The 25,670-nt window shown below is 65.6% G+C and carries 26 protein-coding genes; 12 read left to right on the top strand and 14 right to left on the bottom strand.

The genetic code is table 11. From position 1 onward, the window contains the following. Nucleotides 1–151: 151 nt before the first annotated feature. From HUW43_RS10140 to HUW43_RS10125, 4 genes are all read right to left on the bottom strand, one after another. Nucleotides 152–1,741, bottom strand: a complete 1,590-nt coding sequence (locus tag HUW43_RS10140) for a sulfatase-like hydrolase/transferase (protein WP_188237294.1) — start codon at nucleotides 1,739–1,741, stop codon at nucleotides 152–154. Nucleotides 1,742–1,802: 61 nt separating this feature from the next. After that, nucleotides 1,803–2,495 (bottom strand): DsbA family oxidoreductase, encoded by a 693-nt coding sequence (locus HUW43_RS10135; protein WP_223181451.1) that lies wholly within the window; start codon nucleotides 2,493–2,495, stop codon nucleotides 1,803–1,805. Nucleotides 2,496–2,784: 289 nt separating this feature from the next. Continuing rightward, a complete protein-coding gene (locus HUW43_RS10130) occupies nucleotides 2,785–3,270 on the bottom strand; it encodes a DUF1465 family protein (RefSeq protein WP_223181450.1) in 486 nt (161 codons plus the stop codon). Nucleotides 3,271–3,360: 90 nt separating this feature from the next. After that, complete coding sequence (locus tag HUW43_RS10125; RefSeq protein WP_188237293.1) at nucleotides 3,361–3,558, bottom strand: YdcH family protein; 198 nt, start codon at nucleotides 3,556–3,558, stop codon at nucleotides 3,361–3,363. Between the two features lie 124 nt (nucleotides 3,559–3,682). Between HUW43_RS10125 and HUW43_RS10120 the strand changes: the two genes are divergently transcribed. Continuing rightward, nucleotides 3,683–3,841: a DUF465 domain-containing protein gene (locus tag HUW43_RS10120; RefSeq protein ID WP_188237292.1), complete on the top strand. Its 159-nt coding sequence runs from the start codon at nucleotides 3,683–3,685 to the stop codon at nucleotides 3,839–3,841. Between the two features lie 44 nt (nucleotides 3,842–3,885). Here HUW43_RS10120 and HUW43_RS10115 read toward each other — a convergent pair whose 3' ends face one another. From HUW43_RS10115 to HUW43_RS10105, 3 genes are all read right to left on the bottom strand, one after another. Continuing rightward, nucleotides 3,886–4,275: a PilZ domain-containing protein gene (locus HUW43_RS10115; protein WP_188237291.1), complete on the bottom strand. Its 390-nt coding sequence runs from the start codon at nucleotides 4,273–4,275 to the stop codon at nucleotides 3,886–3,888. Between the two features lie 87 nt (nucleotides 4,276–4,362). Further along, complete coding sequence (gene dksA / locus HUW43_RS10110) at nucleotides 4,363–4,824, bottom strand: RNA polymerase-binding protein DksA (RefSeq protein ID WP_188237290.1); 462 nt, start codon at nucleotides 4,822–4,824, stop codon at nucleotides 4,363–4,365. A gap of 709 nt (nucleotides 4,825–5,533) precedes the next feature. Next, on the bottom strand, nucleotides 5,534–6,568 hold the full coding sequence (locus HUW43_RS10105; protein WP_188237289.1) for a hypothetical protein: 1,035 nt from the start codon (nucleotides 6,566–6,568) through the stop codon (nucleotides 5,534–5,536). Nucleotides 6,569–6,696: 128 nt separating this feature from the next. On the opposite strand from HUW43_RS10105, the gene serS reads away from it, so the two are divergent. The 3 genes from serS (at nucleotide 6,697) to HUW43_RS10090 (ending at nucleotide 10,080) form a co-directional block, all read left to right on the top strand. Beyond that, nucleotides 6,697–7,971 (top strand): serine--tRNA ligase, encoded by a 1,275-nt coding sequence (gene serS / locus HUW43_RS10100; RefSeq protein ID WP_188237288.1) that lies wholly within the window; start codon nucleotides 6,697–6,699, stop codon nucleotides 7,969–7,971. A 103-nt stretch (nucleotides 7,972–8,074) separates the two neighbouring features. Continuing rightward, nucleotides 8,075–8,848: a 5'/3'-nucleotidase SurE gene (surE, locus tag HUW43_RS10095; RefSeq protein WP_188237296.1), complete on the top strand. Its 774-nt coding sequence runs from the start codon at nucleotides 8,075–8,077 to the stop codon at nucleotides 8,846–8,848. A 164-nt stretch (nucleotides 8,849–9,012) separates the two neighbouring features. Next, nucleotides 9,013–10,080, top strand: coding sequence for a potassium channel family protein (locus HUW43_RS10090; protein ID WP_188237287.1), 1,068 nt, complete (start codon nucleotides 9,013–9,015; stop codon nucleotides 10,078–10,080). Between the two features lie 12 nt (nucleotides 10,081–10,092). Here the strand turns inward: HUW43_RS10090 and HUW43_RS10085 are convergent, their stop codons facing one another. After that, a complete protein-coding gene (locus HUW43_RS10085; protein WP_188237286.1) occupies nucleotides 10,093–10,494 on the bottom strand; it encodes a DUF1761 domain-containing protein in 402 nt (133 codons plus the stop codon). Nucleotides 10,495–10,579: 85 nt separating this feature from the next. On the opposite strand from HUW43_RS10085, the gene rimO reads away from it, so the two are divergent. Further along, nucleotides 10,580–11,947: a 30S ribosomal protein S12 methylthiotransferase RimO gene (rimO, locus tag HUW43_RS10080; protein ID WP_188237285.1), complete on the top strand. Its 1,368-nt coding sequence runs from the start codon at nucleotides 10,580–10,582 to the stop codon at nucleotides 11,945–11,947. Nucleotides 11,948–12,087: 140 nt separating this feature from the next. Here the strand turns inward: rimO and HUW43_RS10075 are convergent, their stop codons facing one another. Together HUW43_RS10075 and HUW43_RS10070 are read right to left on the bottom strand one after the other, a co-directional pair. Then, nucleotides 12,088–13,101 carry an inorganic phosphate transporter gene (locus tag HUW43_RS10075; protein WP_188237284.1) on the bottom strand — a complete coding sequence of 338 codons (1,014 nt, stop codon included), beginning with the start codon at nucleotides 13,099–13,101 and terminating at the stop codon, nucleotides 12,088–12,090. Nucleotides 13,102–13,239: 138 nt separating this feature from the next. Then, complete coding sequence (locus HUW43_RS10070) at nucleotides 13,240–14,364, bottom strand: DUF47 family protein (protein WP_188237283.1); 1,125 nt, start codon at nucleotides 14,362–14,364, stop codon at nucleotides 13,240–13,242. Nucleotides 14,365–14,581: 217 nt separating this feature from the next. Here HUW43_RS10070 and HUW43_RS10065 point away from each other — a divergent pair, with 217 nt between their 5' ends. Then, nucleotides 14,582–16,093: a flavin-containing monooxygenase gene (locus HUW43_RS10065; protein WP_188237282.1), complete on the top strand. Its 1,512-nt coding sequence runs from the start codon at nucleotides 14,582–14,584 to the stop codon at nucleotides 16,091–16,093. A 56-nt stretch (nucleotides 16,094–16,149) separates the two neighbouring features. On the opposite strand, the gene HUW43_RS10060 is transcribed toward HUW43_RS10065, so the two are convergent. Beyond that, nucleotides 16,150–16,980 (bottom strand): PdaC/SigV domain-containing protein, encoded by an 831-nt coding sequence (locus HUW43_RS10060; protein ID WP_223181449.1) that lies wholly within the window; start codon nucleotides 16,978–16,980, stop codon nucleotides 16,150–16,152. A 58-nt stretch (nucleotides 16,981–17,038) separates the two neighbouring features. Between HUW43_RS10060 and HUW43_RS10055 the strand changes: the two genes are divergently transcribed. The 3 genes from HUW43_RS10055 to argC all read left to right on the top strand — a co-directional run bounded on the left by HUW43_RS10055 (nucleotide 17,039) and on the right by argC (nucleotide 20,391). Then, on the top strand, nucleotides 17,039–18,442 hold the full coding sequence (locus tag HUW43_RS10055; protein ID WP_188237280.1) for a leucyl aminopeptidase family protein: 1,404 nt from the start codon (nucleotides 17,039–17,041) through the stop codon (nucleotides 18,440–18,442). Nucleotides 18,443–18,516: 74 nt separating this feature from the next. Next, on the top strand, nucleotides 18,517–19,461 hold the full coding sequence (locus HUW43_RS10050; protein WP_317450856.1) for a C40 family peptidase: 945 nt from the start codon (nucleotides 18,517–18,519) through the stop codon (nucleotides 19,459–19,461). A 3-nt stretch (nucleotides 19,462–19,464) separates the two neighbouring features. Next, the gene (argC, locus tag HUW43_RS10045) at nucleotides 19,465–20,391 is read left to right on the top strand and encodes an N-acetyl-gamma-glutamyl-phosphate reductase (RefSeq protein WP_188237279.1); all 927 of its coding nucleotides are present in this window, start codon (nucleotides 19,465–19,467) and stop codon (nucleotides 20,389–20,391) included. Between the two features lie 110 nt (nucleotides 20,392–20,501). On the opposite strand, the gene HUW43_RS10040 is transcribed toward argC, so the two are convergent. Continuing rightward, nucleotides 20,502–20,717 carry a hypothetical protein gene (locus tag HUW43_RS10040; protein WP_188237278.1) on the bottom strand — a complete coding sequence of 72 codons (216 nt, stop codon included), beginning with the start codon at nucleotides 20,715–20,717 and terminating at the stop codon, nucleotides 20,502–20,504. Between the two features lie 181 nt (nucleotides 20,718–20,898). On the opposite strand from HUW43_RS10040, the gene HUW43_RS10035 reads away from it, so the two are divergent. Continuing rightward, complete coding sequence (locus HUW43_RS10035) at nucleotides 20,899–22,242, top strand: PQQ-dependent sugar dehydrogenase (RefSeq protein WP_188237277.1); 1,344 nt, start codon at nucleotides 20,899–20,901, stop codon at nucleotides 22,240–22,242. Nucleotides 22,243–22,426: 184 nt separating this feature from the next. Here the strand turns inward: HUW43_RS10035 and dnaN are convergent, their stop codons facing one another. Then, nucleotides 22,427–23,542, bottom strand: coding sequence for a DNA polymerase III subunit beta (gene dnaN, locus HUW43_RS10030; protein ID WP_188237276.1), 1,116 nt, complete (start codon nucleotides 23,540–23,542; stop codon nucleotides 22,427–22,429). Nucleotides 23,543–23,714: 172 nt separating this feature from the next. Here dnaN and HUW43_RS10025 point away from each other — a divergent pair, with 172 nt between their 5' ends. Beyond that, nucleotides 23,715–24,215 (top strand): hypothetical protein, encoded by a 501-nt coding sequence (locus HUW43_RS10025; protein ID WP_188237275.1) that lies wholly within the window; start codon nucleotides 23,715–23,717, stop codon nucleotides 24,213–24,215. On the opposite strand, the gene HUW43_RS10020 is transcribed toward HUW43_RS10025, so the two are convergent. Continuing rightward, nucleotides 24,216–25,097 carry a LysR family transcriptional regulator gene (locus HUW43_RS10020; RefSeq protein WP_188237274.1) on the bottom strand — a complete coding sequence of 294 codons (882 nt, stop codon included), beginning with the start codon at nucleotides 25,095–25,097 and terminating at the stop codon, nucleotides 24,216–24,218. 149 nt (nucleotides 25,098–25,246) lie between these two features. Here HUW43_RS10020 and HUW43_RS10015 point away from each other — a divergent pair, with 149 nt between their 5' ends. Continuing rightward, a complete protein-coding gene (locus HUW43_RS10015; RefSeq protein WP_188237273.1) occupies nucleotides 25,247–25,570 on the top strand; it encodes a UrcA family protein in 324 nt (107 codons plus the stop codon). Nucleotides 25,571–25,670 lie beyond the last annotated feature (100 nt).

The following is a 25,670-nucleotide window of genomic DNA, read 5'->3' as shown; positions in this document are numbered from 1 at the left end:
GGGCTGCCGCCCTGCCGAAGTAGACATCGGCGGGCGTCACGTTGTTCAGGCGCATCCCGAACGCGACTGGACCGAAGCGCGTCGCCGCCTCGCGACGCTCAACAAGCTGATCGCCGGACCGCCGCGCCCGCGCGCGCACTGACGCGCGGGCTCAGCTGCCCGGAAAATCGGCGCCCGCGGTGACGTCGATCGCCGTCTCGCCGCCGGTCGGGATCACCGTGCGCCCGAACCAGACGAAGCGCGCGGTCGGCTGCGCCAAATCGTGGTCATAGCGCGCCGTGACCGCCGCCGGATCATATCCCATCCAGATCAGCGTCGCGGGGAAAATCTGGCTGACCGAATGGCCCCGGCGCGGCGCATCGGCATAGCGCGCCGCGATCCGCGGCGGGAGAAAGGCGAGCAGCGGCACGCGAAACTCGTCGGCCATCGCCTCGCGGCTGCAATGCGGCAGCGCGCCGGGCGACAGATTCTGTCCATGGTCGGACGTATAGATGATCGCCGTCTGATCGCGGTCGACCCCGGCGAGCAGCCGCCCGAAAAAGCCCGCCTTTGACCAGCGGAGCGCGGTCGCATATTGCTGCGCGACAGGGGCGTCCGCGGGGATGGCGCCTGCCGGATAATGATCGCGATACTGGAAATGGACGCCGCGCAGCACGGCAAAGGTAAATGTCTTTGCGTCCCCTTTCAGCGCTCGATTGATCGCGTCGGCCATCTTCAGGTCGGTGTCGATCCCGCCGGGCATCGGCCGATAGGCGTCGATCAGCGCGCGTTCTGGCGGCAGCAGCAGATTCTGCGGCGCCCCCGACGTCTGCCCATCCATCAACACCGTCCGATATCCCGCCGCCTTCGCATAGGCCCAGATCGACGGCGTGCGGCGCAGGTCGGCGCCCGCATCGACGCGGCGCACGTCAACGCCTGAGCGCAGCGCCACCTGCGCGGGCGCGCTGCAATGCCCCATCGCCGCCGCGACCCCGAAGTCGACGTGCGGCGTGTCCGCCAGCGTCGGTGCGATCAGCCGCCGAAAGGGCGCTTCGGCAACGCTCTCGTCGATCACCCACACGATGTGCCGCGGCGTATCGGCGGGCGCGCGCGCCACGATCTCGACCGCGCCGCGTGGCGGGGGCGGCGACGCTGCCGCAAGATCGGCAACCAGCCCATAAAGGCTGCGCTCGGCACCCTCCGGCCACAGCGCGGCATGGCGATAAACGATGCTCGGCGCGATGAGCAGCGCGAGCGTCGCTACCGCCAGGCCACCGCCCCACGGCCAGCGCACCGCGCGCCGCGCAAGCCGCCGCGCCGCGACGAACAGCGCCAGTGCAGCCGCGACCTGTGCTGCGGCCCACAGCAATTCGCCGCCGAACTCGCCTGCGGCATTACCCGCCTGCCGAACTTCGGCGAGCAGCCAGGCAAGCGAGCCCGCATCGAGCAGCTCGGCGACAAGCTGCGCGTAACTGACGTTCACGGCGATCGAGACGCCCGCGAGAAAAAGCAGCACCGCGGCCCAGCGACGCGGAAAAAGCCACAACGCCGCCATCAGCGCCGCCGCCTGGAAGGCGAGGAAAAACAGCGCCGTCGCGGCGCTCGGTGCGTCGCCCGCGGCGAACCGATAGGCGACGCTGTGGATCAACTGAAAGCGGTTGGCGATAATGTAGCCGCCGCCGAACAGCAGCAGCGCGGCCGCCACCTGCGCCATTACGGGCGCGCCAAAGCTCCGCCCGATCTTCGCCCCGATGCCCCTCATCCGCCTCGCCTTAGGCCATAAAGCTTGAAAAATCTCAAAGGATTGGCCTGCACGCGGCCGCTCAGGCGGCGGGCGCCAGGATCTTCCTTTCGATCACGCGGATGAACAGCTCGGCATCCTGCGCTCCCGACACCAGCATCTGCCCGCCCAGAATGAAGGCGGGCACCCCGGTGATGTTCCGCTCCGCCCACCAATGCTCTTCGGTCCGCACCATTTCCCCGAACTCGTCCGACGCCAATATGGCGGCCGCCCGCGTGCGGGCGAGTCCGACCGACGCCGCGACATCGGCGAGCACGCCATGGTCGCTGACATCGCGATTGTCGGTGAAATGCGCGCGGAACAACGCCAGCTTGAGCGCCGTCTGAACGCCCGTCGCCGCCTGTTGGTCGGAAGATTCCAGGGCGCCAGCCCAGGTCAGCAAACGGTGCGCATCGAAACTGTTGCGCATCCGGAAATCGGGGCCACGGTTGAAGGCAAAGCCCAGCTTGTCCGCGATCGCTGCGAGCCGCGCCGCATTGGCGCGGCTCTGATCGGCGCTGATGCCATATTTGCGCATCACATGCGCCGCGGCGTCTTCGCCATCCGGCGGCATGTCGGGATTGAGCTGGAAGGGATGCCACTGAACGCGGAAATCGAGCCGCCCCTTGAAATGATCCATCACCTGCCGGAACTTCAGCCAGCCGATGATGCACCAGGGGCACATGACATCGGACACAATGTCGACACTCAGGCGCGGCAGGTGCGGCTCCGTCAATTGCCTTCTCCCGTTGCGCTCGCCGCAGCGCTCACTTGTCCGATCGGCGGTCCCTGCCTGAGCGCCGGTCGCCCTTGCGACGATCCGGCCCCTGGAAACCGGGATTGTCGGCAACGCGGCGATCGCCAGTCCGCCGTTCCGACCTGGCCCGCTTGTCTCCATCATTGTCCATACGCTTCCTCCCCACTCCAACGGCGATGAAGCGACCCCGCGCCAATTGCTCACAAAAAACTGGTCCTGACAAGCGGAGGCGGCAAAGCTGATTGGTCGCGCGTTGCGCCCGCCCGCGTCACAGCCGCGCTTCGAGCCGGGCGAGCAACTGCTGCACGGGGGGCGTCGCCGCGGGCGCGTTCCAGCCAGCCTCGATCAGCGCAATCCGCTCGAACAAGCGCTCGCTGGCCGCGATGATGCGGCGAAGCGACGCGTCGAATCCGGCGCATATCGCCCAGTCGGCCGCCACAGGTTCGCCGATCCGCGCCGCGCTGTCGTGCGGACCCGCGCCGGGATCGCCCGCCAGCATCGCCCGGCGGTGCAGCAGCCAGGCGATGATGTGCATCAGCCGCGTCGTTGTCTTGAGCGATTCGCACGCCAGCGAAACCTGCGCCAACGCGTCGACCTTTGGTGCGCCGTCGTCGCCGAGGCTCAGGTCGCGCTGCGCCGCAAAGGCCGCGTGCGCCTCGTCGGCGAGCAGCATCGCCTCGACATAGAGATTTTCGACCTGCGCGCGCTGCACCGGCCGCGCCTGCGCATTCAGGTCTGTTCGTTCACCGTCCATGCCAGCGGAAATGCCATGCGGCGCATGGATTGGGCAATGGCGCTAACCATGAAATCTGAAGACGCGGCTGTCCCGCTTTGATCGCGGCGTTCAGGCGATGATGTCGGGGATCAGCTGATCCTCGCACCAGGCGATTTCGTCGCGCAGTTTGAGCTTGCGCTTCTTGAGCCGCGCGAGCTGCAGCTGGTCGGCAACCGCGGCGCTGCCGAGCGCGATGATCGCCGCGTCAAGGTCGCGGTGCTCGATCCGAAGCAATTCGAGGCGCTGGCTGATCTCTTCGGGGCTCACGCATCAACCCTGCCACGTTCACCACTGGTCCGCAACGGGGACCGACTGGCCGAATCGTGACGACATTGCGCCCGATTCATGATTTACTCAGGGCCGTCCATCGAGTCGAAAAGGAGAATGCCTTATGAGCAGGTCGCACCTTTCCACCCTGAAGTCCCGCCACGCGGACCTCGATGCGAAAATTGCGAATGAAGAACGTCGCCCCGCCCCCGATACGGGCTTGCTGGCGCAGCTCAAGAAGCAGAAACTGAAACTCAAGGAAGAAATGCTCGCGATCGGCTGATCGCCAGCGCTATCGCCGGCGGATGCCGCCCCTTACGGGATGCATCAGCGTCGGCGATAGAAGGGGGCGCCGACCAGCCCCCGGTGCCGCAGATGTGGCGGCAGATCAGACTGTGACACCAGTTGACGGCGCACCGCCTGGGGATCAACCAGCCGATCGAACGCGATGCCGAACTTGCCTTCGCCGGTCCAGACCACGCGTCCCGGAACCGGCCCGATGTTGCGCAAATCGACCTCGACCGCCGCTCCCCGTTCGATCGCCAGCGTCGATTCGGCGAGCATCCCGCCCGGCGACAGGTTGCGCACACGCACGGTGGTCCGGTCGGACCGTCCGGCCAGCGCCAGTTCGGCCTGCATGAACAGGCTGTCGCGATCGGCGCTGCGCGACAGCGCCGCAACCTCCTCGTCCACTGTTGCCGGCCGTTGCGAATCCATGGCTGCGCCCCATTTCGTGTCGTTGCGGCACGGAATCTAGGTCGGCGCGGTTGCCGAATCGTAAATGGCTGGGGCGGATGCGCGCGATCAATCCTCGCGCGAAATCCTTTCGTTGCGTTCGTGGCGTTCCTGCGCTTCCAGCGTCATCGTCGCGATCGGCCGCGCCTGGAGCCGCGCGAGCGAGATCGGCTCGCCGGTCACCGTGCAATAGCCATATTCGCCTTCGTCGATCCGGCGGATCGCGGCGTCGATCTTGGCGATCAGCTTGCGCTGGCGATCGCGGGTGCGAAGCTCGATCGCCCAGTCGGTCTCGCTCGACGCGCGGTCGGCAAGGTCGGGTTCGCGCAGCGGGCCGTCCTGCAAATGCGCCAGCGTCGATTCGGCTTCGCTGAGGATCGATTTCTTCCAGGCGACAAGCAGGCCGCGGAAATATTCCTGCTGCCGCTCGTTCATAAACTCTTCGTCGTCGCTCGGGACATAATCCGAATCGAGATTGGATCTGGCTTCGCGAAGCGCGTCAGCGCCAACATCGGCAATCTTGGTCGGCATGAGGGGCTCTCGCGTCCTTTCCTGTCACCGGCGGCCGCAATGCGGCTCGGGGAGTGGCGCGCCTATAACCAGCCGCTTGCGACGATACAAGCGCCGAAGCCGCCGATAGAGATATGGTGTGAAGCCGCGATGAACCGGCGGCGATTCTTGCCGCCCGTCGCCCCTGCCCGCCACGGCCGCGCCGACGATCATTTAGGTCCGAAGATTAACCAATCGTATAGAATCATTGCATTTTACGTTCCGTTTTGGGACAGATAGGGCGATTTGGGTTGATTTCGTGCTCCCTTTCCCGCTGTCGGACAGGCAAATGCGGTTAACGCGATTGCCGCGTTCACAAAGCTTTGGCCTTTCTGCGTCTAGCGAATGGCGAAAGCGGATTGGGGATGCCGGGTCGCTGGCGCTTCGCACCTGCAACGGGAAAGAGAGAAGAACCTATGTCTGTCCGGATGGCTCTCGCCAAGCTCTGTGCCTGCACCTGCGGCGGCGCGATTATCGGCAGCGGCGCGATGCAGGTCGCCGATGTCCCCTCGGCGCGCGCCCAAACGGTCAAATGCTCGCCCTGCGCACCCAAGAAAGTCGTGCGCAAGCGCCACGCCGCCCGCAAGCCGGTGAAACGCGTGCGCCGCGTCGTGACGACGAAAAAAGTGATCCGCACCGCAACGCCGCAGCAGCAAGTGGTGACACAGACCATCCCCCTGCCCCCGATCCCCTATGCCCCCTTTCCGCAAGCGGGCTGGGAAGGCGGTGGCAGCGGCGGCGGCGTCACCGTGATCGGCGGCGGCTTTGGCGGCGGCTTCGGCGGCGGTTTCTTCGGCGGCTTTTTCGGCGGCAGTTCGGGTGGCAGCAGCGGCAGCATCGTCGTGACCTCGACCACCACGGGGGGGCTCAGCACGACGAGCAGCAGCACCTCCGGCGGCGTGTCGACCTCTACCGGGGGCGTCAGCACCTCGACCTCGACGGGCGGCGTCTCGACCTCGACCGGCGGTGTGTCGACCTCGACTTCCACCGGTGGCATCAGCTCGACCACCTCGACAGGCGGCGTCTCGACCTCAACCGGCGGCGTCAGCACATCGACCGGGGGCGTCAGCACCTCAACCGGCGGCGTCAGCACCTCAACCGGCGGCGTCAGCACATCGACTGGGGGCGTCAGCACTTCAACCGGCGGTGTCAGCACTTCAACCGGCGGTGTCAGCAGCACGTCGTCAAGCAGCAGCTCGTCGTCGAGTTCGTCTTCGTCCTCCTCGTCCTCGTCAAGTTCGTCATCGGGCGGCAGTTCGTCGAAGGGCGGCTCGTCGCACGGCAGTTCGAGCTGGGGCGGGTCCAGCGGGTCGAGCGGGTCGAGCGGCAGTTCGGGCGGATCGAGCAGCAGTTCGTCGGGCGGTTCGGGAAGCTCCTCGTCGAGCAGCAGCAGCAGCTCGTCGTCATCCTCATCGTCGAGCAGCACGTCGAGCGGCGCGACCTCGTCGGGCGCGACGGGCGGCAGCAGCAGCTGGGGCTCGACCGGCAGCACCGGCTCCTCCTCCTCTTCGTCGTCGAGCAGCAGCTCGTCGTCGAGTTCGTCCAGTTCCTCCTCTTCAACTTCGTCATCGGGCGGCAGCACAAGCAGCTCGTCGGGTGACCCGACGCCGGTTCCCGCGCCGCCGATGCTGCTTCTGTTCGGCGCCGCGGCGGCCGCGCTCGTCGCACGCCGCCGCGCCGCAAATCGCAACGACGACAAAATCGACGCGGCCTGATCCGAATCCACTGGCGGCCAGGGGGGCTAGCCCTGACCACAGAACTGAGGGCCGCTCCATGGAGCGGCCCTTTTTTACGCACGCCGCGTCCGAGCAACGGGGTTGCGCGCGCCCGGCGGTAACGCCATAGCGCGTGGCCATGCACGACATCCGCTTCATCCGCGACAACCCACACGCCTTTGACGCTGGCCTCGCGCGGCGGGGCCTTGCCCCCCTGTCGGCCGAGATCCTCGCCGCCGACGCCGCGCTCCGCGCGCTGCAGACCGACATGCAGGCATCGCTCGCGCGGCGCAACGAAGCGTCGAAGCTGATCGGGCAGGCGATGGCCGCGGGCGACAGGGACAAGGCCGAGGCGCTGAAGGCAGAGGTCGCCGATCTGAAAGCCGCGCTCCCCGCGAAGGAAGAGGCCGAGCGCGCGCAGCTTGCGGCGCTGCACGACCGCCTTGCGGCGCTCCCCAACCTCCCCGCCGCCGATGTGCCCGATGGCGCGGACGAAGAAGGCAATATCGAGATCGCGCGCTGGGGCACCCCGCGCCGCTTCGATTTCACCCCGCGGGAACATGCCGACTTCGCGCCCGCGCTCGGCCTCGACTTCGAGACCGCGGCCAAGATGTCCGGCGCGCGCTTTGCCTTTCTCAAAGGCCCGATGGCGCGCCTCGAACGCGCGCTGGGCCAGTTCATGCTCGACAAGCAGACGACCGAGGCGGGTTATGGCGAATGTGCCACGCCGCTGCTGGTTCGCGACGACGCGGCTTTCGGGACGACGCAGCTTCCAAAGTTCCGCGAGGATCTGTTCCAGACCACCGACGGCATGTGGCTCATCTCGACCTCTGAAATGAGCCTGACCAACGCGGTGCGCGAAGAGATTCTCGCCGAGGCCGACCTGCCGATCCGCATGACCGCGCTCACCCCCTGCTTCCGCTCCGAAGCCGGATCGGCGGGGCGCGACACGCGCGGCTATATCCGTCAGCATCAATTCTGGAAGGTCGAGCTGGTCTCGGTCACCCGGCCTGAGGATTCGGACGCGGAGCTTGAACGCAAGACACGCGCCGCCGAAGCCATACTCGAAGCGCTGGAGCTACCCTATCGCAAGATGCTGCTGTGCGCCGGCGACATGGGCTTCGCCGCGCGCAAGACCTATGACCTCGAAGTCTGGCTGCCCGGCCAGAACGCCTATCGCGAGATTTCGAGCTGCTCGAATTGCGGCGATTTCCAGGCGCGTCGCATGAACACGCGCTTCCGGCGCGAGGGCGCCAGGGGCAACGAGTTCGTCCACACGTTGAACGGTTCGGGCCTCGCGGTCGGGCGCACGCTCGTCGCGATCCTCGAAAACTATCAGCAGACCGACGGCAGCGTCGATATTCCCGCGGCACTGCTGCCCTATATGGGCGGGATCTCTCGCCTCACCCCCTGAATCCCTTCGCGCTGAGCTTGTCGAAGGGCGGCTCTTTCCTTCAGCGTTGAAGAGAAGGAGGGTGCTTCGCAAGCTCGGCACGAACGGGAAAGAAAGAAACATGATGCGCATCCTCCTCACCAACGACGACGGCTACCACGCGCCCGGCATGGCGGTGCTCGAAGCGATCGCGCGCCAGCTTTCCGACGACATCTGGGTCTGCGCCCCGGCCGAGGAACAATCGGGCGCCGGCCATTCGCTTACCCTCTCGCGCCCCGTGCGCATTCGCCAGCACGGACCGCGCCGCTGGTCGTGCAGCGGCACGCCGACCGATTCGGTGATGATGGCGATCGGCAAGCTGATGCCCGAAAAACCCGACCTGATCCTCTCTGGCGTCAACCGCGGCGCCAATCTGGGCGACGACATCACCTATTCGGGCACCGTTTCGGCGGCGATCGAGGGGGCGCTCGCGGGCATCCGCGCGATCGCGCTGAGCCAGGTCTATGCCCGCGAAGGCATGGGCGACAGCGTCCCGTTCGAAGCCGCCGAGCAATGGGGCGCCAGGGTGCTGCGCCCGCTCATGGCGCACGACATGCCGCCGCGCACGCTCATCAACATCAACTTCCCCGCGATTCCCGCCGCCGAGGTCAGGGGCATCCGCGTCACGCGGCAGGGTTTCCACGACTATGGCCGCGGCTCGATCGTCGAAGGCACCGACCCGCGCGGCTATCCCTATTATTGGTTCGGCCTCCATGGCATCGAGCATAGCCTGGGCCACGACAGCGACCTCGAAGCGATCGACGACCGCTTCATCTCGGTCACCCCGCTCCAGCTCGACCTGACGCACGATCCCTCGCTCGCCGCGCTGCGCGCCGCTTATGGGATGGGCGACGCCTAACCCTTTGCATCCGTCCCCGCGAAGGCCGGAATCTTGCCGGCGGGCGTGGCGCAACGTCGAGAGGCCCGCCCCTTCGACCGCCTTGCAGGCGGTCAGGACAGGCTCCGCGGGAATGACAACAGGGGAACTGGCTTTCCGCCCGCGGCTTTGGCACAAGGGCCGCGATGCGCAAGAGGACCAAAACCCGGCTGCATATCCAGGGCCGCTTCCACCTGCTCAAACGTGCGAGCAAATGGCCGATCTGGGCCGACGTCGTCACGCGTCTCAGCATCGCCTTCGCCCTGATCGGCGTTGTCGTGCTCGTTCACTGGATCGACCGCGACGGATTGATCGACCATCACGATGGCCACATCAGCTTCCTCGACGTCGTTTATTTCACGATGATTTCGGTCACGACAACGGGGTTCGGCGACATTGCGCCGATCTCCGACCGTTCCCGGCTGATCGAGGCGGTGATCGTCACGCCGATCCGCATCGCGGTGCTCTTCATCTTCGTCGGCACCGCCTATAATTTCGTCATCAAGCGCACATGGGAAAAATGGCGTATGGCCCGCATCCAGTCCAAGCTCACCAATCATATCGTCGTGCTCGGCTATGGCGTCAGCGGCGCCGAGGCGGTTCATGAGCTGATCCGGCGCGGCACGGACCCGTCGTGTATCGTCGTCATCGACCAATCGCCCGCGCGCATCAGCGCGGCCGAGGCGGCGGGATGCAATGTGCTCGCGGGCGATGCCTCGAACGACGAAACGCTCGTCGCCGTGCGCGTTGCAGAGGCGCATTCGGTGCTCGTGTCGGCGGGGCGCGACGACACCTCGATCCTCATCGTGCTTACCGTTCGCCACCTCGCTCCGAAGGTGCCGATCAGCGTGGTCATCCGCGCGCAGGACAATGAACTGCTCGCGCGGCAGGCGGGGGCGAACAATGTCATCAACCCGGTCAGCTTTACCGGGCTGCTGCTCGCCGGATCGGCGCAGGGCGCGCATGTCGCCGACTATATGGCCGACCTTGCCAGCGTCGGCGGCCGCGTCCAGCTCCGCGAACGTCCGGTCGCCGCCGAAGAGATCGGGCGCAGCCTCGACCAGCTCGCAAGCGGCGGGCGCGGGCTGCGCGTTTATCGCGCGGGCACGCCCTATGGCTTTTGGGAGCCCCAGGCCGGGCGGCTCGAACCTGGCGATTTCATCGTCGAAGTCATCCGCTGTGAGGACAATGAGGCGGCCGTTTCCGCGGCCTGACAGGTCGCCCGATCAGCCGAGAATGACGAACACCGCACCCATCGCCGCATAGAAGAGCAGCCAGTATCCCGCGTCGATCGCGAACAGCCTGCCGCTCGCGCGGCTGAACAGATAGTTGGTGCCGATCGCCGGAACGACGAAGCCCAAGGCAACGCCCACCGAAATCATCATCGTCGATCGCGCGCTCATCTCGCCGAAATGGGCGAGCAGATGGCCCAGAAAGACCGCCGACACGAAGCTGAGCAAAAAGGTCGTGCCATAGATCAGCGCGAAATTGCCCTGCTTCAGCTCCTCTTCGGTAAAGCCATGCTCCTTCATCCACGCCTTGCCGAACAGCGGCCCGTACCAGATGCCGCCGACAACGAAGCCCGCCGCCGCCGCGACGATGATTGCAATCCAGCTCAGATTGGCCATTTCATCCTCCCCTTCCGGCGCGCATCATGCTCGGTCTCGCCACGCGTGACAAGCGGCGCAAAATCGACTATGCGCGCCGCCGATCATGACAACCAAGACTCTTCCTGCCCAGCCGAAAGTCGGCATGGTGTCGCTCGGCTGCCCCAAGGCGCTTGTCGACAGTGAACGGATTCTGACCAAGCTGCGCGCCGACGGCTATGGCCTTTCCCCGGATTATGCGGGCGCCGACGTCGTGCTCGTCAACACCTGCGGCTTTCTCGATTCGGCGAAGGAAGAAAGCCTTGAGGCGATCGGCGAGGCGATGGCCGAAAACGGCCGCGTCATCGTCACCGGCTGCATGGGCAACGAGGCCGAGGCCATTCGCGCGCGCTTCCCCAACGTCCTCGCGGTCACCGGCGCGCATCAATATGAGCAGGTCGTCGATGCGGTTCACCAAGCCGCGCCGCCGACGCAAGGTCCCTTCGTCGATCTCGTTCCCGAAGGCGGGCTGAAACTGACGCCGCGCCACTACAGCTATCTGAAGATCAGCGAAGGCTGCAACCACAGCTGCGCCTTCTGCATCATTCCCGACCTGCGCGGCAAACTCGTCAGCCGCCGCATCGACGCGGTGCTGCGCGAGGCCGAAAAGCTCGTCGCAGCGGGAACGAAGGAACTGCTGGTCATCAGCCAGGACACATCGGCCTATGGCGTCGATATTAGCCACGACCCGCGCCAATGGCACGGCCGCGAGGTGCGCGCGCACATGACCGACCTTGCGCGCGAACTCGGCCAGCTCCGCACCGGCGAGGGCCGCGCGCCGTGGGTGCGCCTCCACTATGTCTATCCCTATCCGCACGTCGACGCGGTCATCCCGCTGATGGCCGAAGGGCTGCTGACACCTTATCTCGACATCCCCTTCCAGCACGCGAGCCCCAGCGTGCTCAAGCGCATGAAGCGCCCCGCCAATGAAGCGAAGGTGCTCGAACGGCTCAAAAGCTGGCGCGCCATCGCTCCCGACATCGCGATCCGGTCGAGTTTCGTTGTCGGCTTTCCCGGCGAAACCGAAGAAGATTTCCAGTATCTGCTCGACTGGCTCGACGAAGCGCAGCTCGACCGTGTCGGCGCCTTCCGCTTCGAGCCCGTCGCGGGGGCACAGGCGAACGCCCTGCCCGACCCCGTGCCCGAAGAGGTGAAGGAAGAGCGTTTCCAGCGCATCATGGCGAAAACCGCCGCGATCAGCGCCGCCAAGCTGGAGGCCAGGATCGGCCGCACCCTCCCCGTCATCATCGACGAGGTCGGCGACGCCGACGACGAGGGCAGCATCGGCGCAACCGGACGCTCACAGGCCGACGCCCCCGAAATCGACGGCCACGTCTACCTCCGCGACGTCGCGGCGACGCTGAAGGCCGGCGACATCGTCGATGTCCTCGTCGAGGATGCGGACGAGCACGACCTGTTCGGGGTAGTGGCCTGAACGCTGTCCTGCCGAAAATCGTTGTCCTGCATGGCGCGGGTCACATAGGCTTGCGGGATCGTCATGGCCCGCGACCCTGAACGGCGATTGGCGAGCAAGTTACGAAGTTTTCCGCCGCTTTCGCCGCGGCTGCTCCATCCTTAAAACAGCCGCGTAAGCGCGTAGAAGAGCGCCGCCACCGCCGCGCTGGCGGGAATGGTGATGAACCACGCCGCGATGACATTGCCCGCGACGCCCCAGCGCACCGCGCTCGCGCGCCGCGCGACGCCGGCGCCGATGATGCTGCCGGTGATCGTGTGCGTCGTCGATACGGGGATACCGAGCAGGCTGGCGGTGAACACCATGATCGACCCGCCGGTCGAAGCGGCAAAGCCCTGATGATGCGACAATTTGGTGATGCGCCCGCCCATCGTCTCGATGATCTTCCACCCGCCCGACAACGTGCCCAGCGCGATCGCGACATAACAGGCGAACGCGACCCAGTGCGGCACATGGAACTCACCGGACAGATAGCCGGTCGAATAGAGCAGCACAGCGATGATCCCCATCGTCTTCTGCGCATCGTTGAGCCCGTGGCTCAGCGAATAAGCCGCCGACGAAAAGAGGTGGAGATAGCGAAAGGTCGATTCGGCGAATTTTGCGGTCGCGCGGTGCAATGCCCAGCTGCTGGCCAGCATCACCAGCATCGCCAGCAACATGCCGAGCATCGGCGACAGAAAGATCGCGATGACCGTCTTGTTGAGCCCGCTCCACTGGATTCCCTCGAACCCCGCATGGGCGACCCCCGCGCCGACGATGCCGCCAACAAGCGCGTGACTCGACGAGGACGGGATGCCCTTCAGCCAGGTGACGACATTCCAGACCATCGCGCCGACCAGCGCCCCGAACACGACCGCGGGCGTCACCAGATCCTTGTCGATCAATCCCGCCCCGATCGTCTCGGCAACCTTGTGCAGCGCCGGGAAGGCAAGGCTCAGGAAATAGGCGGCAAAGTTGAAAAAGGCCGCGAACACGACCGCCTGCACCGGGCGCAGCAATCGCGTCGCAACAACGGTCGCGATGCTGTTCGCCGCGTCATGCAGGCCGTTCAGGAAATCGAACGCCAGCGCAAGGATGACCAGGCCGACAAGGAGCGGGAACGCGAGTTCATGCATGGGCTTGTCTTCCCGAACGCGGAAGCCCGCTCGCACCGGGCGAAGTCGAGACACGCTTCGGGCCAGCGCCATGCGGACGGGCATCTGGGCTTCGCTGGATGCGAACGGATTGGTGGGCGTGCATTTGCGATTGTCCGCCTAGGCGTGGTCGATGACCAGGCCGTCGATTTCGTTCGCGACATCCTCGAAACTGTCGGTCACGCGCTCAAGGTGACGGAACAGCTCGCGCGCGATCAGAAAGCGCGTCGGGTTCGCCTCGCCATGCTCGCGGAACAGCCGCTTCAGGCCCGATGCGTGGATTTCGTCGGCATGCCCCTCCATCCGCACCAGCCGCTCGGTGAGTTCGTGGAGCCGCGCACCGTTGGCGCCGATGTTGCGGAGCAAGGGCAGCGCTTCCGCCGTCAGGCGCGCGGCATCGACGATGATACCCGCAATGTCGCGCATCTCCGGCTCGAACTCGGTAACGTCGTAGAGGTCGACCGCGCCCGCGGTCTTCTGCATCTCGTCGATCGCATCGTCCATCGACGCGATAAGGTCGGTGATCGCGCCCCGGTCAAAGGGGGTCAGGAAGGTGCGGCGGACGGTCTGGAGCACCTCGCGCGTGATCGCGTCGGCGTCATGCTCGCGCTCGACAATCTCGCGCACATGATCGGCCATGCCCTCGCCGCCCTGCAACATCCGCGACAAGGCGTTGGCGGCTGCGACCAGCGTCGCCGCATGGCTTTCGAACAACTCGAAAAAATTGCCCTGTCGCGGCAGCAGCCGCTGAAACCATGCGAACATCCGCCTTGCCCCCGTCTTGTCATCCCTGTTCGGCACCACGCCGCGCGGCTGCGCGACAGCACGGAAGCCGCCATCACCGAAGGACCGGATCAACGCCTGCAGGTCCGCCTCATCGACCGCCGCTGCCGCGTCGGCGAAGGCGAACCATTTGCGTTCGCGCTCGTCCATTTCCTTCCACTCGTTAAGCTCATTGGTCACCGCGAGCGGGAAAACTTCGACATGATACATGATCGACGCGCCGTTCGCGCGACGCTTGCGATACTGATAACTGCCGATCGGGGTAGGGCAGACGGCGCCGATCACGCCCGCTTCCTCTTCGGCCTCGACCGCCGCGGCGGTGTGGCGTTCCATCCCGGTCAGCGGATTGCCTTTGGGAATGACCCAGCGCTTCGTCTCGCGCGAGGTGATCAGCAGGATTTCGGTCGGACCATCCTGCGCCGGACCCCCGAATCGATAGGGAAGGACGGCGATTTGACGCATAAGGTTCCATCCTTTCCGGGGGTTGGAGTGACCGGGTGTCCGGGGGTTGGAGTGACCGGGTGGCCCAAAGATGACAAATTGGTTTCGCGCCTATGACATTTTTGTGACAGCTACAAGTTGAGCTGCACCAGTTCGTCGCGCTTTCCGTGAACGTCAATTCGATTGCAAAATGCAACGCGGTGCGTAAGCTGCCCGCAAACGACGTCCGGGAGATGACATGATGGCGAACAGGGCAAGCCCCGTGGATCAGGATGTGCTGATCGTCGGCGCGGGCATATCGGGCATCGGCATGGCGGTTCACCTCCAGATGCACTGCCCCGACCGCAGTTTCGCGATCGTCGAGCGCCGCGCGCAGCTCGGCGGCACCTGGGATCTTTTCCGCTACCCCGGCATCCGTTCGGACAGCGACATGCACACGCTGGGCTTTATCTTCGAGCCGTGGAAACATGAAAAATCGATCGCCGACGGCCCCGCGATTCTTGAATATCTGAACCGCATCGTCGACGAACGCCACATCCGCGAACGCATCCGCTTCGACCGCAAGGTCGTCGGCGCCGATTGGGACAGCGCCGCCGCGCGCTGGACGGTGAGCATGGAGGACAGCGAGGGCCGGGTTTCGACAACGACCGCGCGCTGGCTCTATCTGGGGGCGGGCTATTACGACTATGACGAGCCGTTCGACGCCAATTTTGCGGGGCGCGAGGATTTCCAGGGCCAGATCGTCCACCCGCAATTCTGGCCCAAGGACCTGGATTACAGGGACAAAAAGGTCGTCGTGATCGGATCGGGCGCCACCGCGGTGACGATCGTTCCTTCGATGCAGGAGGCGGCGCATGTCACGATGCTCCAGCGCACCCCGACCTGGTATTTCATCCGCCCGGCGAAAGACGGCCTGGCCAATTTTCTGCGCAAGATCCTGCCCGAAAAACTCGCGTACAAGATCACGCGCTTCAAGAACATCCGGCTTCAGGACATCGCTTTCCGCCGCGCGCGCGAAAAGCCGGAGAAGGTCAGGGAGTTCCTCACCAAGAAACTGAAAGCGACCCTTGGCGACCATTATGATGCAGAGGCCTTCACCCCGCCCTATAACCCGTGGGAACAGCGGCTCTGCCTCGTCCCCGACGCCGATTTCTTCGAAGCGATGAAGGCGGGCAAGGCGTCGGTCGTCACCGATCATGTCGAGCGTTTTGACGCGAATGGCATCCAGTTGAAATCGGGCAGGCATCTGGACGCCGACATCATCATCACCGCGACCGGGCTCAAGCTGGCGGTCGCGGGCAAGATCCCGGTGCGCGTCGATGGCGATCGGATCGATTGGCACGAGCATTTCTATTACAAGGCGTGCATGTTCTCGAACATCCCGAACTTCTCGGCGGTGTTCGGCTATCTCAACGCCAGCTGGACGCTGCGCGCCGACATTGTGTCCGAATATGTCTGCCGCGTGCTGAACCACATGAAAGCGACGGATACGCTCGTCGCAACGCCGGTGCTTGCCGATCCGTCAGCCCTTGAGGAAGAAAATGTCTTCGACTTCTCGTCGGGCTATATCCAGCGCTCGCTGCATATCATGCCCAAAAGCACGGCGTCGCTGCCGTGGCGGCTCAGCCAGAACTATGTCCAGGACCGCATCGACATGCGCACCGGCGCGATCGACGACGGCATTTTGACCTTCACCAACGCGAAGGCGAAAGCAGAACCGGCGCCAACCGAACTCGAAGCCGCGGAATAAGGATCAAACGACCTGTTCGGTTTTACCCGTGCCGAACCATGTGTCGACTCACTCGCTCAGTTGAGCGGCAGAACGTCGCGCGCAAACTCGTCCTTCACGACTTTCGCCACCGCGCGGGTCATCGGCACGTTGATCCGGTAACTCCCCTCGGCATAGGGTCCGACTTCATAGGGGGCGATCGCGATCGTCAGGCGGTCGAGATAGCGGCCGTCGGACGAGCCGATCCAGACCGTTTGCGCCGATGCCGGCGGGCATTGGGCAAAGGGGCTGTCGGCCGCCTCGTCGACCATGATCCCTTTCGCGGCTTTCGCGCGCCTGATCCCGGTGCAGAAGGCATCGCGGACCGCGACATCAAAGGCGGCGCTGCTCTCGAACAGGTCGAGCGGGTTCATCCGCTTGCGTCGGCCCCGATCCCAAAGCAGCGTGTCGAACAGCTGCATCCCGTGGGCACCGCCCATATAGGTATCGACCTCGGCCGACAGGCTGAGGAAGCGCGGCGTGTCGGTCACGCGCTGCCAGGTCTGGCGATGGCTGTGCGGGCGATAGGGATAGCCGTTCGTTTCGGCCGCGGCCTTGTCGCGTTCCGCCGCCGCGACCAGCGCTGCGCGCTTGGCCGCGCGGTCCGCGTCGAGCGCCGTTGCGAGTTCGGGAATACGCGCGGCGTCGGCCGGATAACTATAGCTGAAATCGATCAGGTCGTTGCTTTCGCTGACATGCGATGCCGGGGCATTTTTGGCCGCTTCGTCGGTGGCGCCACTGGGCGGCGCACCGGGAACGGCGGCCGCGGCCGCCTTTTCCGCCGGCGTCGGCTGGTCTTCGGAACAGCCCGCGAGCAGCAATGCACCGGCAAGCAAAGCGATGGTGGTCGGCCATGGTCTGCAGATCATCATGTCCGCATAACGCCGGGAATCGACAAAATATCCCGAGCAGCCTAGCACCGGCCGCATGACCGACTATTCCGACCTGATCCAACCCGACAAGGGGCAGGACGCCCGCCCGATCCATCTCGTCGACAAAAAACGCTATGACGAATGGCTGAAAGGCCGCAGCGCCCGCGAACGCGCGCATCTGGCCGCGGTTGATTTCAAGCCCGATGCCTATGTCCACGCGATCCTTCCGGGCGACGATCCCGACAAATGGTCGGTCGTCACGACGGTCGCCGATGTGGAAAGCCTGTCGGCATGGTGCCTTGCCAAGCTCGGCCAGATTCTGCCCGAAGGCCGCTACCGGGTCGAGGGGAGGCAGCCCGGCAAGGCGATGTTCGGATGGATGAGCGCGCAATATCGTTTCGATAGCTATAAATCGAAACCGACCGCAAAGGGACCGCGCATCCTGCTCACCAGCGACGTCGCGGCGATCGCGCCCATGGTGGCCGAGGCGCGCGCGGTGGCGCTCGTTCGCGACCTCGTCAACACGCCTGCCGCCGACATGGGACCGGCAGCGATCGAAAAGGCCGCCGAACGCATCGCCAGGGCGCACGGCGGCAAGCTGACCGTCACCAAGGGCGAGGCGCTCGAACAGGGTTATCCGATGATCCATGCGGTCGGGCGTGCGGCGGCCAAACATCACGCGCCGCGGCTGATCGAAGTCGAGTGGGGCAAGGAGGATCACCCGCGCATCGCGCTGGTCGGCAAGGGGATCAGCTTTGACAGCGGCGGACTCGACATCAAGCCCGCAGCGGGGATGCGGCTGATGAAGAAGGATATGGGCGGCGCGGCGCATGTGCTGGCACTGGCCGAACTGGTGATGGCGAGCGGCCTTCCCGTGCGGCTGCACTGCCTGGTCGCGGCGGCCGAAAACGCCATTTCGTCCGATGCCTTTCGCCCCGGCGACGTGCTCAAAAGCCGGAAGGGGGTGACCGTCGAAATCGGCAATACCGACGCCGAAGGGCGGCTGGTGCTTGGTGATGCACTGGCAAAAGCCGCGGAGTCGGAACCCGAACTGATCGTCGATTTCGCGACGCTGACGGGTGCGGCGCGCGTCGCGCTTGGTCCCGACCTGCCGCCGCTGTTCGCCAATGACGATGCACTGGCGGAGGCGATACTGGCAGGCGGGATCGATCGCGACGATCCGCTGTGGCGGATGCCGCTGTGGGACGGCTATGCCGACCTCCTCGAAACCGACATCGCCGACCTTGGCAATGCCGGCAGCTCGTCCTTCGCCGGGGCGATCACCGCAGCCTTGTTTCTGAAGCGCTTTGTTCCCGACGGGACGGCGTGGGCGCATATCGACACCTTCGCCTGGCGCCCGTCGGCGAAACCCGGCCGTCCAAAAGGCGGCGCGGCGCTGGGTCTGCGCGCCGCATGGGCGATGCTGCAAGCGCGCTACGACCGCCGCGGCAAGGCTTGATAAAGCCTCTTCCGCTGGTCTAATGGCCCGCGATCGTCCGCACCCCCGCGGACCCGGTTGCAACAGGACGGCAAGTGACAGCAGACAGCGGTGACAATTCAGCGGCGAGCCGCGTGCGCATGGGACGCCCCGGCACCGTCGGAGCGGGCCGCGACCGTTTTGGCCTGACCGGGACGTCGCAGGCCTTCGATCCGCGTATCGTCGCGATCCGTCCCGACCTTGCCGACATTGCGGTCGCCGGCACCTATTTCGCGCCACATTATGCAGCGCCGATGATGCGGAGCGGGGTGTTGCCCGCCGCGGCGCTGCGCGCATCGCCGTCGCTGGACGCCGAACAGACGAGCGAATTGCTGTTCGGCGAAGGCTTTGCGCTGCTCGACCTGACCGGCGGCTGGGCGTGGGGCTATTGCCTGGCCGACCATTATGTCGGCTATCTCGCCGCGGAAGCGCTTGGCGCGCCGATCGCGCCGACGCATCGCGTGCAGATGGTCGAGGCGATGCTGCACAGCGCGCCCGATGCCGCAAGCGGCGGTCCGGGCGTGCTGCCGCGCGGCGCGCTGGTCATGGGGGAAGCCGAGGGCGAATGGCTGGCGACCGCGCACGGCTATCTGCCGCTCGCGGCGCTGGTGGAGGTCGGGGCGGCCGAGAACGACCCGGCGGCACTGGCCGAAGAGATGATCGGCACGCCTTATGTCTGGGGCGGCCGCACGGCCAAGGGCATCGACTGTTCGGGGCTGGTCCAGATTGCCTGGGCAGCGGCGGGAATCCAGTTGCCGCGCGACACCGATCTGCAACTCGCCGCGCTCGGCGCCGACAAGGATGTCGATCCCGCCCGGCTCGCACGCGGCGACCTTGTCTTCTTTCCCGGCCATGTCGGGATCATGGCGGACGCGGCGACGATCATTCACGCCAGCCAGCACTGGATGGAAGTGCGTGCCGAACCGCTCGCCGACCTGATTGCGCGAACAAAGGCCGATGGGCATGAGGTGCCGGTTAGCGGCGCGAAGCGGCTGATTTAGGCCATGACCCGCAGCATATTCATCGACGGCGCCGCGGGAACGACGGGCCTGGAAATCGCCGAACGGCTTGCAGGGCGAAGCGAATTCACGCTGATCGCGCTCGACGAGGCGCGCCGCAAGGATGCCGCCGCGCGGCGCGAAGCGCTCAACGACGCCGATTTCGTCATCCTCTGCCTGCCCGACGATGCGGCGCGCGAGGCGGTGGCGATGATCGGCAATGACCGCACCCGCGTGATCGACGCCTCGACCGCGCACCGCGTCGCGCCGGGCTGGACCTATGGCTTTCCCGAAGTCGTCGGCCCCGATGCGGTGGCCACGGCCGCTCGCGTATCGAACCCCGGCTGCTATTCGACCGGCTTCATCGCACTTGTTGCGCCGCTGGTGGGCGCGGGTCTCCTGCCTGCCGACTGGCCCTATGTCTGCCACGCGGTCAGCGGCCATTCGGGTGGCGGCAAGGCGTTGATCGAACGTTTCGAGGGCGATCGCGACATCGCCTGGCGCGGCTATGCACTGACGCTCGGCCACAAACATGTGCCCGAAATGATGGCGCACTGCGGCCTGTCGATCGCCCCGCTGTTCTCGCCCGCGGTGATCCCGGCGCATCGCGGGATGGTGGTCGAAGTGCCCTTGCCGCTCGGCGCCATGCCCGGCGCCGCCGCGCCCGATACGCTGCGCGCTGCGCTCGTCGATTTTTACGGCGCGAGTCCGGTCGTCGTCATGGGCGACGCGCCGACAGACGGCGAAATGCTGCTCCGCGCGTCGGACACGGGGGATGACCGCATCGCATTGTTCGTCTTTGCCAATGCCGACGCCAGCCAGGCGCGGCTCGTCGCGCGGCTCGACAATCTGGGCAAGGGCGCCAGCGGCGCCTGCGTCCAGAACCTCAACATCATGGCGGGATTGCCCGAAACTGCGGGTTTGCGTCTGTAAGCCTTGCCATCAGTCGCCGTGATCCCGACGACAGCCGGGATATCGACCTCAGGTCGAAAAACGATGACAAGGCCCCAGCCGTCGCCGGGATGCGGTGGTGAAATCCCCGCTCAATGAACCGTGTCGAGGACGTCTTCGACCGACAGATAGGTGATCAGCCGTTCGATCTGGCGCCAGCGGGCGAAATGGACGTGGTTGCCCAGCACACGATATTGTTCGGCGCGGGCAGCCGCCGCAAAACCGGCTTCTTCGCCGTGCAGGCTGATGAGCGCATGGGCATCCTCGACCGCGGCACGGTCGACAAGAAAAGGGGCTGGCAGGTGCATCGACTTCCTGGTCCGTAACGTGATCGCCCGCTGTAAACCCTGCGCCTAACCGCGCCGTTCCCAACCGTGATGAACGATCGGGTAAGGTTAATCCGATGCCGCGCCGTCTTAACCAAACAGCTCCGCCGGGCATATGTTTCGCCCCTTTGCCGCCGCGCTTTGCCCGTGTAGACAGGGCATTATGCGCAAGATCCTGAAATATGTCGGCCTCGCCCTTCTGCTGCTGCTCATCGTGGGCGGCGTCACCCTCTATTTCATGTCGCGGCCCGATGTGGCACGTTTCTCGACCGCCGAACTCAGCGGCCGTGTGCCGGTGATGGCGTCGCAGCGCACCGAAACATTCCCGACGATCAATGTGCCCGAAGCGACAAGCTGGCCCGCCGGACAGGCGCCGCGGGCCGCGCAAGGGCTGACCGTCCAGCGTTTTGCGGAAGGACTCGACCATCCGCGCACGATCCTCGTCCTTCCGAACGGCGATGTGCTGGCCGCCGAATCGCAAAGCCCGCCGCGCAAGGATGGCGGCGTGCAGGGCGCGGTGATGAAGAATCTGATGGGCAAGGCCGGGGCGGGGCGCAAACCGTCGGCGAATCGCATCACCCTGCTCCGCGATGCCGATGGCGACGGCAAGGCCGAGGTGAAGACCGCCTATATCACAGGACTTAATTCTCCTTATGGCATGGCGCTGGTCGGGGACACGCTTTACGTCGCCAACACCGACGCGCTGCTCGCCTTTCCCTATGTCGAGGGCGAGACGAAGATGAGCGGCAAGCCGGTCAAGGTCGTCGACCTGCCTGCCAAGGGCACCAATCGCCACTGGACCAAGAGCCTGGCCGCGGCACCGAACGGCTGGCTCTATATCGGCGTCGGTGCCGATTCCAACATCGGCGAAGCGGGCATGAACCGCGAGTTCCGCCGCGCCAGCGTGCTCGAAGTGCGGCCGGAAAATAAATATATCCGCACCTTTGCCGCGGGCATCCGCAATCCCGTCGGGCTGGCTTTCTATCCGGGCAGCGACCGGCTGTGGACCGTGGTCAACGAGCGCGACATGCTGGGCAGCGATCTGGTCCCCGACTATCTGACCGATGTCGACGAGGGCGACTTTTACGGTTGGCCCTGGTATTATTGGGGCGGGTTCATCGACCCGCGCGTCGAACCCGAAGCCGAGGACCGGCGCCAATATGTCAAGCGGCCCGAATATGGGCTGGGCGCGCACACCGCACCGCTTGGCTTTACCTTCACCGAAGGGCTTGATCTGGGCGAGCGTTGGACGAACGGGGCACTGATCGCCCGGCACGGGTCGTGGAACCGCGAACCGGTCGCGGGTTATGATGTCGTGTTCGTCAAGTTCGGGGCGAACGGCAAGCCGCTGGACGCGTTGCCGATCACGCTGCTCGACGGCTTTCTCGCCGCCGACGGCAAGACGACTCGCGGCCGCCCGGCCGATGTCAAGGTCGCGAAGGACGGCAGCGCGCTGGTTGCCGACGACACCGGCGGGGTGATCTGGCGGGTCGCGAAGGCGGGGTAAGGCCCTCCCCCTTGACGGGGGGCGGCACCGAAACTTGCGAACCTGTTCGCTGGTTGCAGCGGTGGGGTGCGCTGTCGCCGTGAAACGACGACGCGATGACGCACCATTGCCCCCATCCAACTCCGCCTGATGCCCTTGGCATCAGGCTTCATATGCTTCTCCCGTCGAGGGAGAAGCAATGGGACTATACCCGCATCGGCATCAGCACGTAGAGCGCCGGGCTCTTTTCGCTCTCACGGATCAAGGTCGGCGCGTTGGCGTCGGCGAGGTGGAGTTCGACGCTGTCGCCGTCGACCTGCCCCAAAATGTCGCTGAGGTAGCGGGCGTTGAAACCGATCTCCATCGCGTCGCTGTCGTAACCCGCGGCGAGTTCTTCGGCCGCCGTGCCGTTTTCGGGGCTGGTGACGCTGAGCGTGATGCGGTCCTTGTCCAGCCCGACCTTGACCGCGCGCGTCTTTTCGCTGGCGATCGTCGATACGCGGTCGACGCCCTGGAACAGGCTCTTCGGATCGACCTTCAAAAGCTTGTCGTTCGCGGTCGGAATGACGCGACTGTAATCGGGGAAGGTGCCGTCAATCAGCTTTGAGGTGAGCACCGCATTGCCGAGCTGGAAGCGGATCTTGCTCGCCGACAGGCTGATCTCGACGTTGCCCTCGGCCTCGTCCAGCAGCTTGCGGATTTCGCCGACGCATTTGCGCGGCACAATCACATCAGGCATCCCTGCGGCGCCGTCGGGGCGCGTCACCGTGTAACGCGCGAGGCGATGACCGTCGGTCGCCGCGGCCTTCAGCACCGGCCCCGTCGCATCCTCGGCGACGTGCAGGAAAATGCCGTTCAGATAATATCGCGTTTCCTCGGTCGAAATGGCAAAGCGCGTCTTGTCGATGATCTGGATGAGCTCGGCGACGGGCAATTCGAAATTGGTCGGCAGATCGCCCTCGGCGATCACCGGGAAATCGTCGCGCGGCAAGGTCGGCAGGTTGAAGTTCGAGCGCCCGGCCTTGACCTGCATCTTGCCCTCGGCGGCGGCCAGGCTGACTTCCGCCCCTTCGGGCAGCTTGCGCGCGATCTCGAAGAGCGTGTGCGCCGATACGGTGGTGGTGCCGGCCGTTTCGACCTTGGCCGCGATCGTTTCGACGACCTGCAGGTCGAGGTCGGTCGCCATTAGTTTGAGCTGGCCCGATGCGTCGGCTTCGATGAGGACGTTCGACAGGATCGGGATCGTGTTGCGCCGTTCGACCACCGACTGAACATGGCCGAGGCTCTTCAACAAGACTGCGCGTTCGATCGTCGCTTTCATTCCTAATCCGCCATCCTGTTTGTTTCGCGGGAGAAGTCCCTTGAGAGACAGAGGAACGGAGGCGATTCGTGCCCCGATTCTGGCCCCTGAAAATGCCCACCTTCCTTAACGCACGCAACGCGCCGTGCAAGCCATGCTTGCAAAGCGGCGGCAATCGCGCAAACGAGGCGCGATGCGGCGCTGGTCCCTTTCCCTGATGATGCTGGCGGCGATGCCGGCCGCGGCCCTTGCCGCCGCGGCACCGACCGCGCTCGGCATTTTCGATGGCTGGGGCGCCTTTCGCGATGCCGCGCGGGCACGCTGCTATGCGATTGCCGCTCCCTCGGCAACGGTCGGCCCGCCACAGGTCAAAGCCTATGCCAGCGTCGGTTACTGGCCGAAATCGCGCATTCGCGGTCAATTCTATGTCCGGCTGTCAAAGCCGCGCGCAGCGGAGCGCGATTTGCGCCTGACGATTGGCAGCCGCCGCTTCATCCTGACCGGCCAGGGCGTCCATGGCTGGGCGAGCGACGCGCGGATGGACGCCGCAATCGTCGCTGCAATGCGTTCGGCGCCGAGCATGAGCGTCGAAGGCCGCACAGCGACGGGCGGCGCGATCGCCGACACCTATCGCCTGCGCGGCGCCGCGACGGCGATCGACGCGGCGGCGCTGGGGTGCGCGCGGTCGAAATAGTCAATCGCGCGCCAGCCTGGTCAATTCCCTCGCCAGAAAATCGAGCACCATCCGCACGCGCGGCACATGCCGCAGCCGTTCGTGGGTGAGAAGCCATAATCCCGTGGTGTCGTCGCTCTTGGGCGGCAGGCAGCGGATGAGATCGGGTTCGCGGTCGGCGAGATAGGCCGGCAGCACCGACAACCCCATCCCCGCGCGCACGCCCGACAGCAGACCGGTCGCCGTGTCATATTGCATGACCACCGCTTCCTCTAGCCCATATTGGCGAAGCCATGCGCGATAAGGCTGCCACACGCCGCCCCCACCGCCGATGAAGGGGTGCGCCGCAAGTTGTTCGCGCGTGTGCGGGACGCCGTGGCGTTCGGCATAGTCGCGGCTGCAATAAACGGTCCACGGATTGTCGGCGATGCGGCGCCCGACAAGCCCAGCGCCCGACGGCTGCTTGCTGCTGCGGATCGCTATGTCGGCGACGCCCGCGGCCAGGTCGCGCGGCTCGTCCGACGTGTCGAGCTGGATATGGATGCCGGGATGTTCGGCGCGCAGGTCGCGCAGGATCGGCGGCAGGATCGTCATCGCGATGATTTCCATCACCGTCAGGCTGACCGTCCCCCCTGCGTCGCGCGAGCGCGCGCCCGCGGCCTCGCCGAATCGTTCGGCAGCATCGCGCACCGCAGCGGCGCTCGGCAGCATCGCCTCCCCCACCGGAGTCAGCGCATAGCCCGCCTGCCGCCGTTCAAAGAGCGTGACCCCGGTTGCCGCCTCGAGCGCAGCGATACGCCGCGCCACGGTCGTCTGGCTGACGCGCATCGCCTGCGCGGCGGCGAGCGTGCTGCCCGTTTCGGCAACGGCCAGAAAGGCCTTGAGGTCGTTCCAATCGTACATGGCGCCTTGTGCGCCATAATCGCCCTTGCCTCATTCTGCAATTTTGCAGAATGATCGCGCAACATCGTTGCTCCATCGCGAATGTCCGGCGCGATATACCGCGTCTTACCGGCTTCCTCCCCTCCCCAGCCGGCCGATGGAGACACAAGATGCAAAAGCTTATGATCCTCACCGCCGCCGCTGCCGCCCTCGTCGGCCAGCCCGTATCGGCAGAACCTGCCCAAACCAGCGTTGCGGTAGCGCACCGCGACCTTGACCTTGGCACCGAGGCCGGTACCAGGGCGCTCGATCGCCGCATATGGCGCGCCGTCGTGGCAGTGTGCGGCGAAGCGCCCGGCTATGACCTCGCCGGCAAGAATGACGTCCGCCAGTGCCGCCGCGACACGCGTGCCATGGCGACCGCACAGGCCGAAATCGCGATAGCGGGCGCCATGCGCAATCGGGCGATCCAGGTCAGCGCGATCCGTAACTGACCGCGAACCGAAGTTGCACGGTTCGTCAGCGCCGGGGCCGCGATCAGGGCACGATCGCGGCCCCGGCTTGTTGCGGGCTGGACGGAGTCTTTTCCTGTCA

The sequence above is a fragment of the Sphingopyxis sp. LK2115 genome (assembly GCF_014595975.1).
Taxonomy (GTDB): Bacteria; Pseudomonadota; Alphaproteobacteria; order Sphingomonadales; family Sphingomonadaceae; genus Sphingopyxis.
This window is presented reverse-complemented; position numbering and strand designations above follow the sequence as displayed.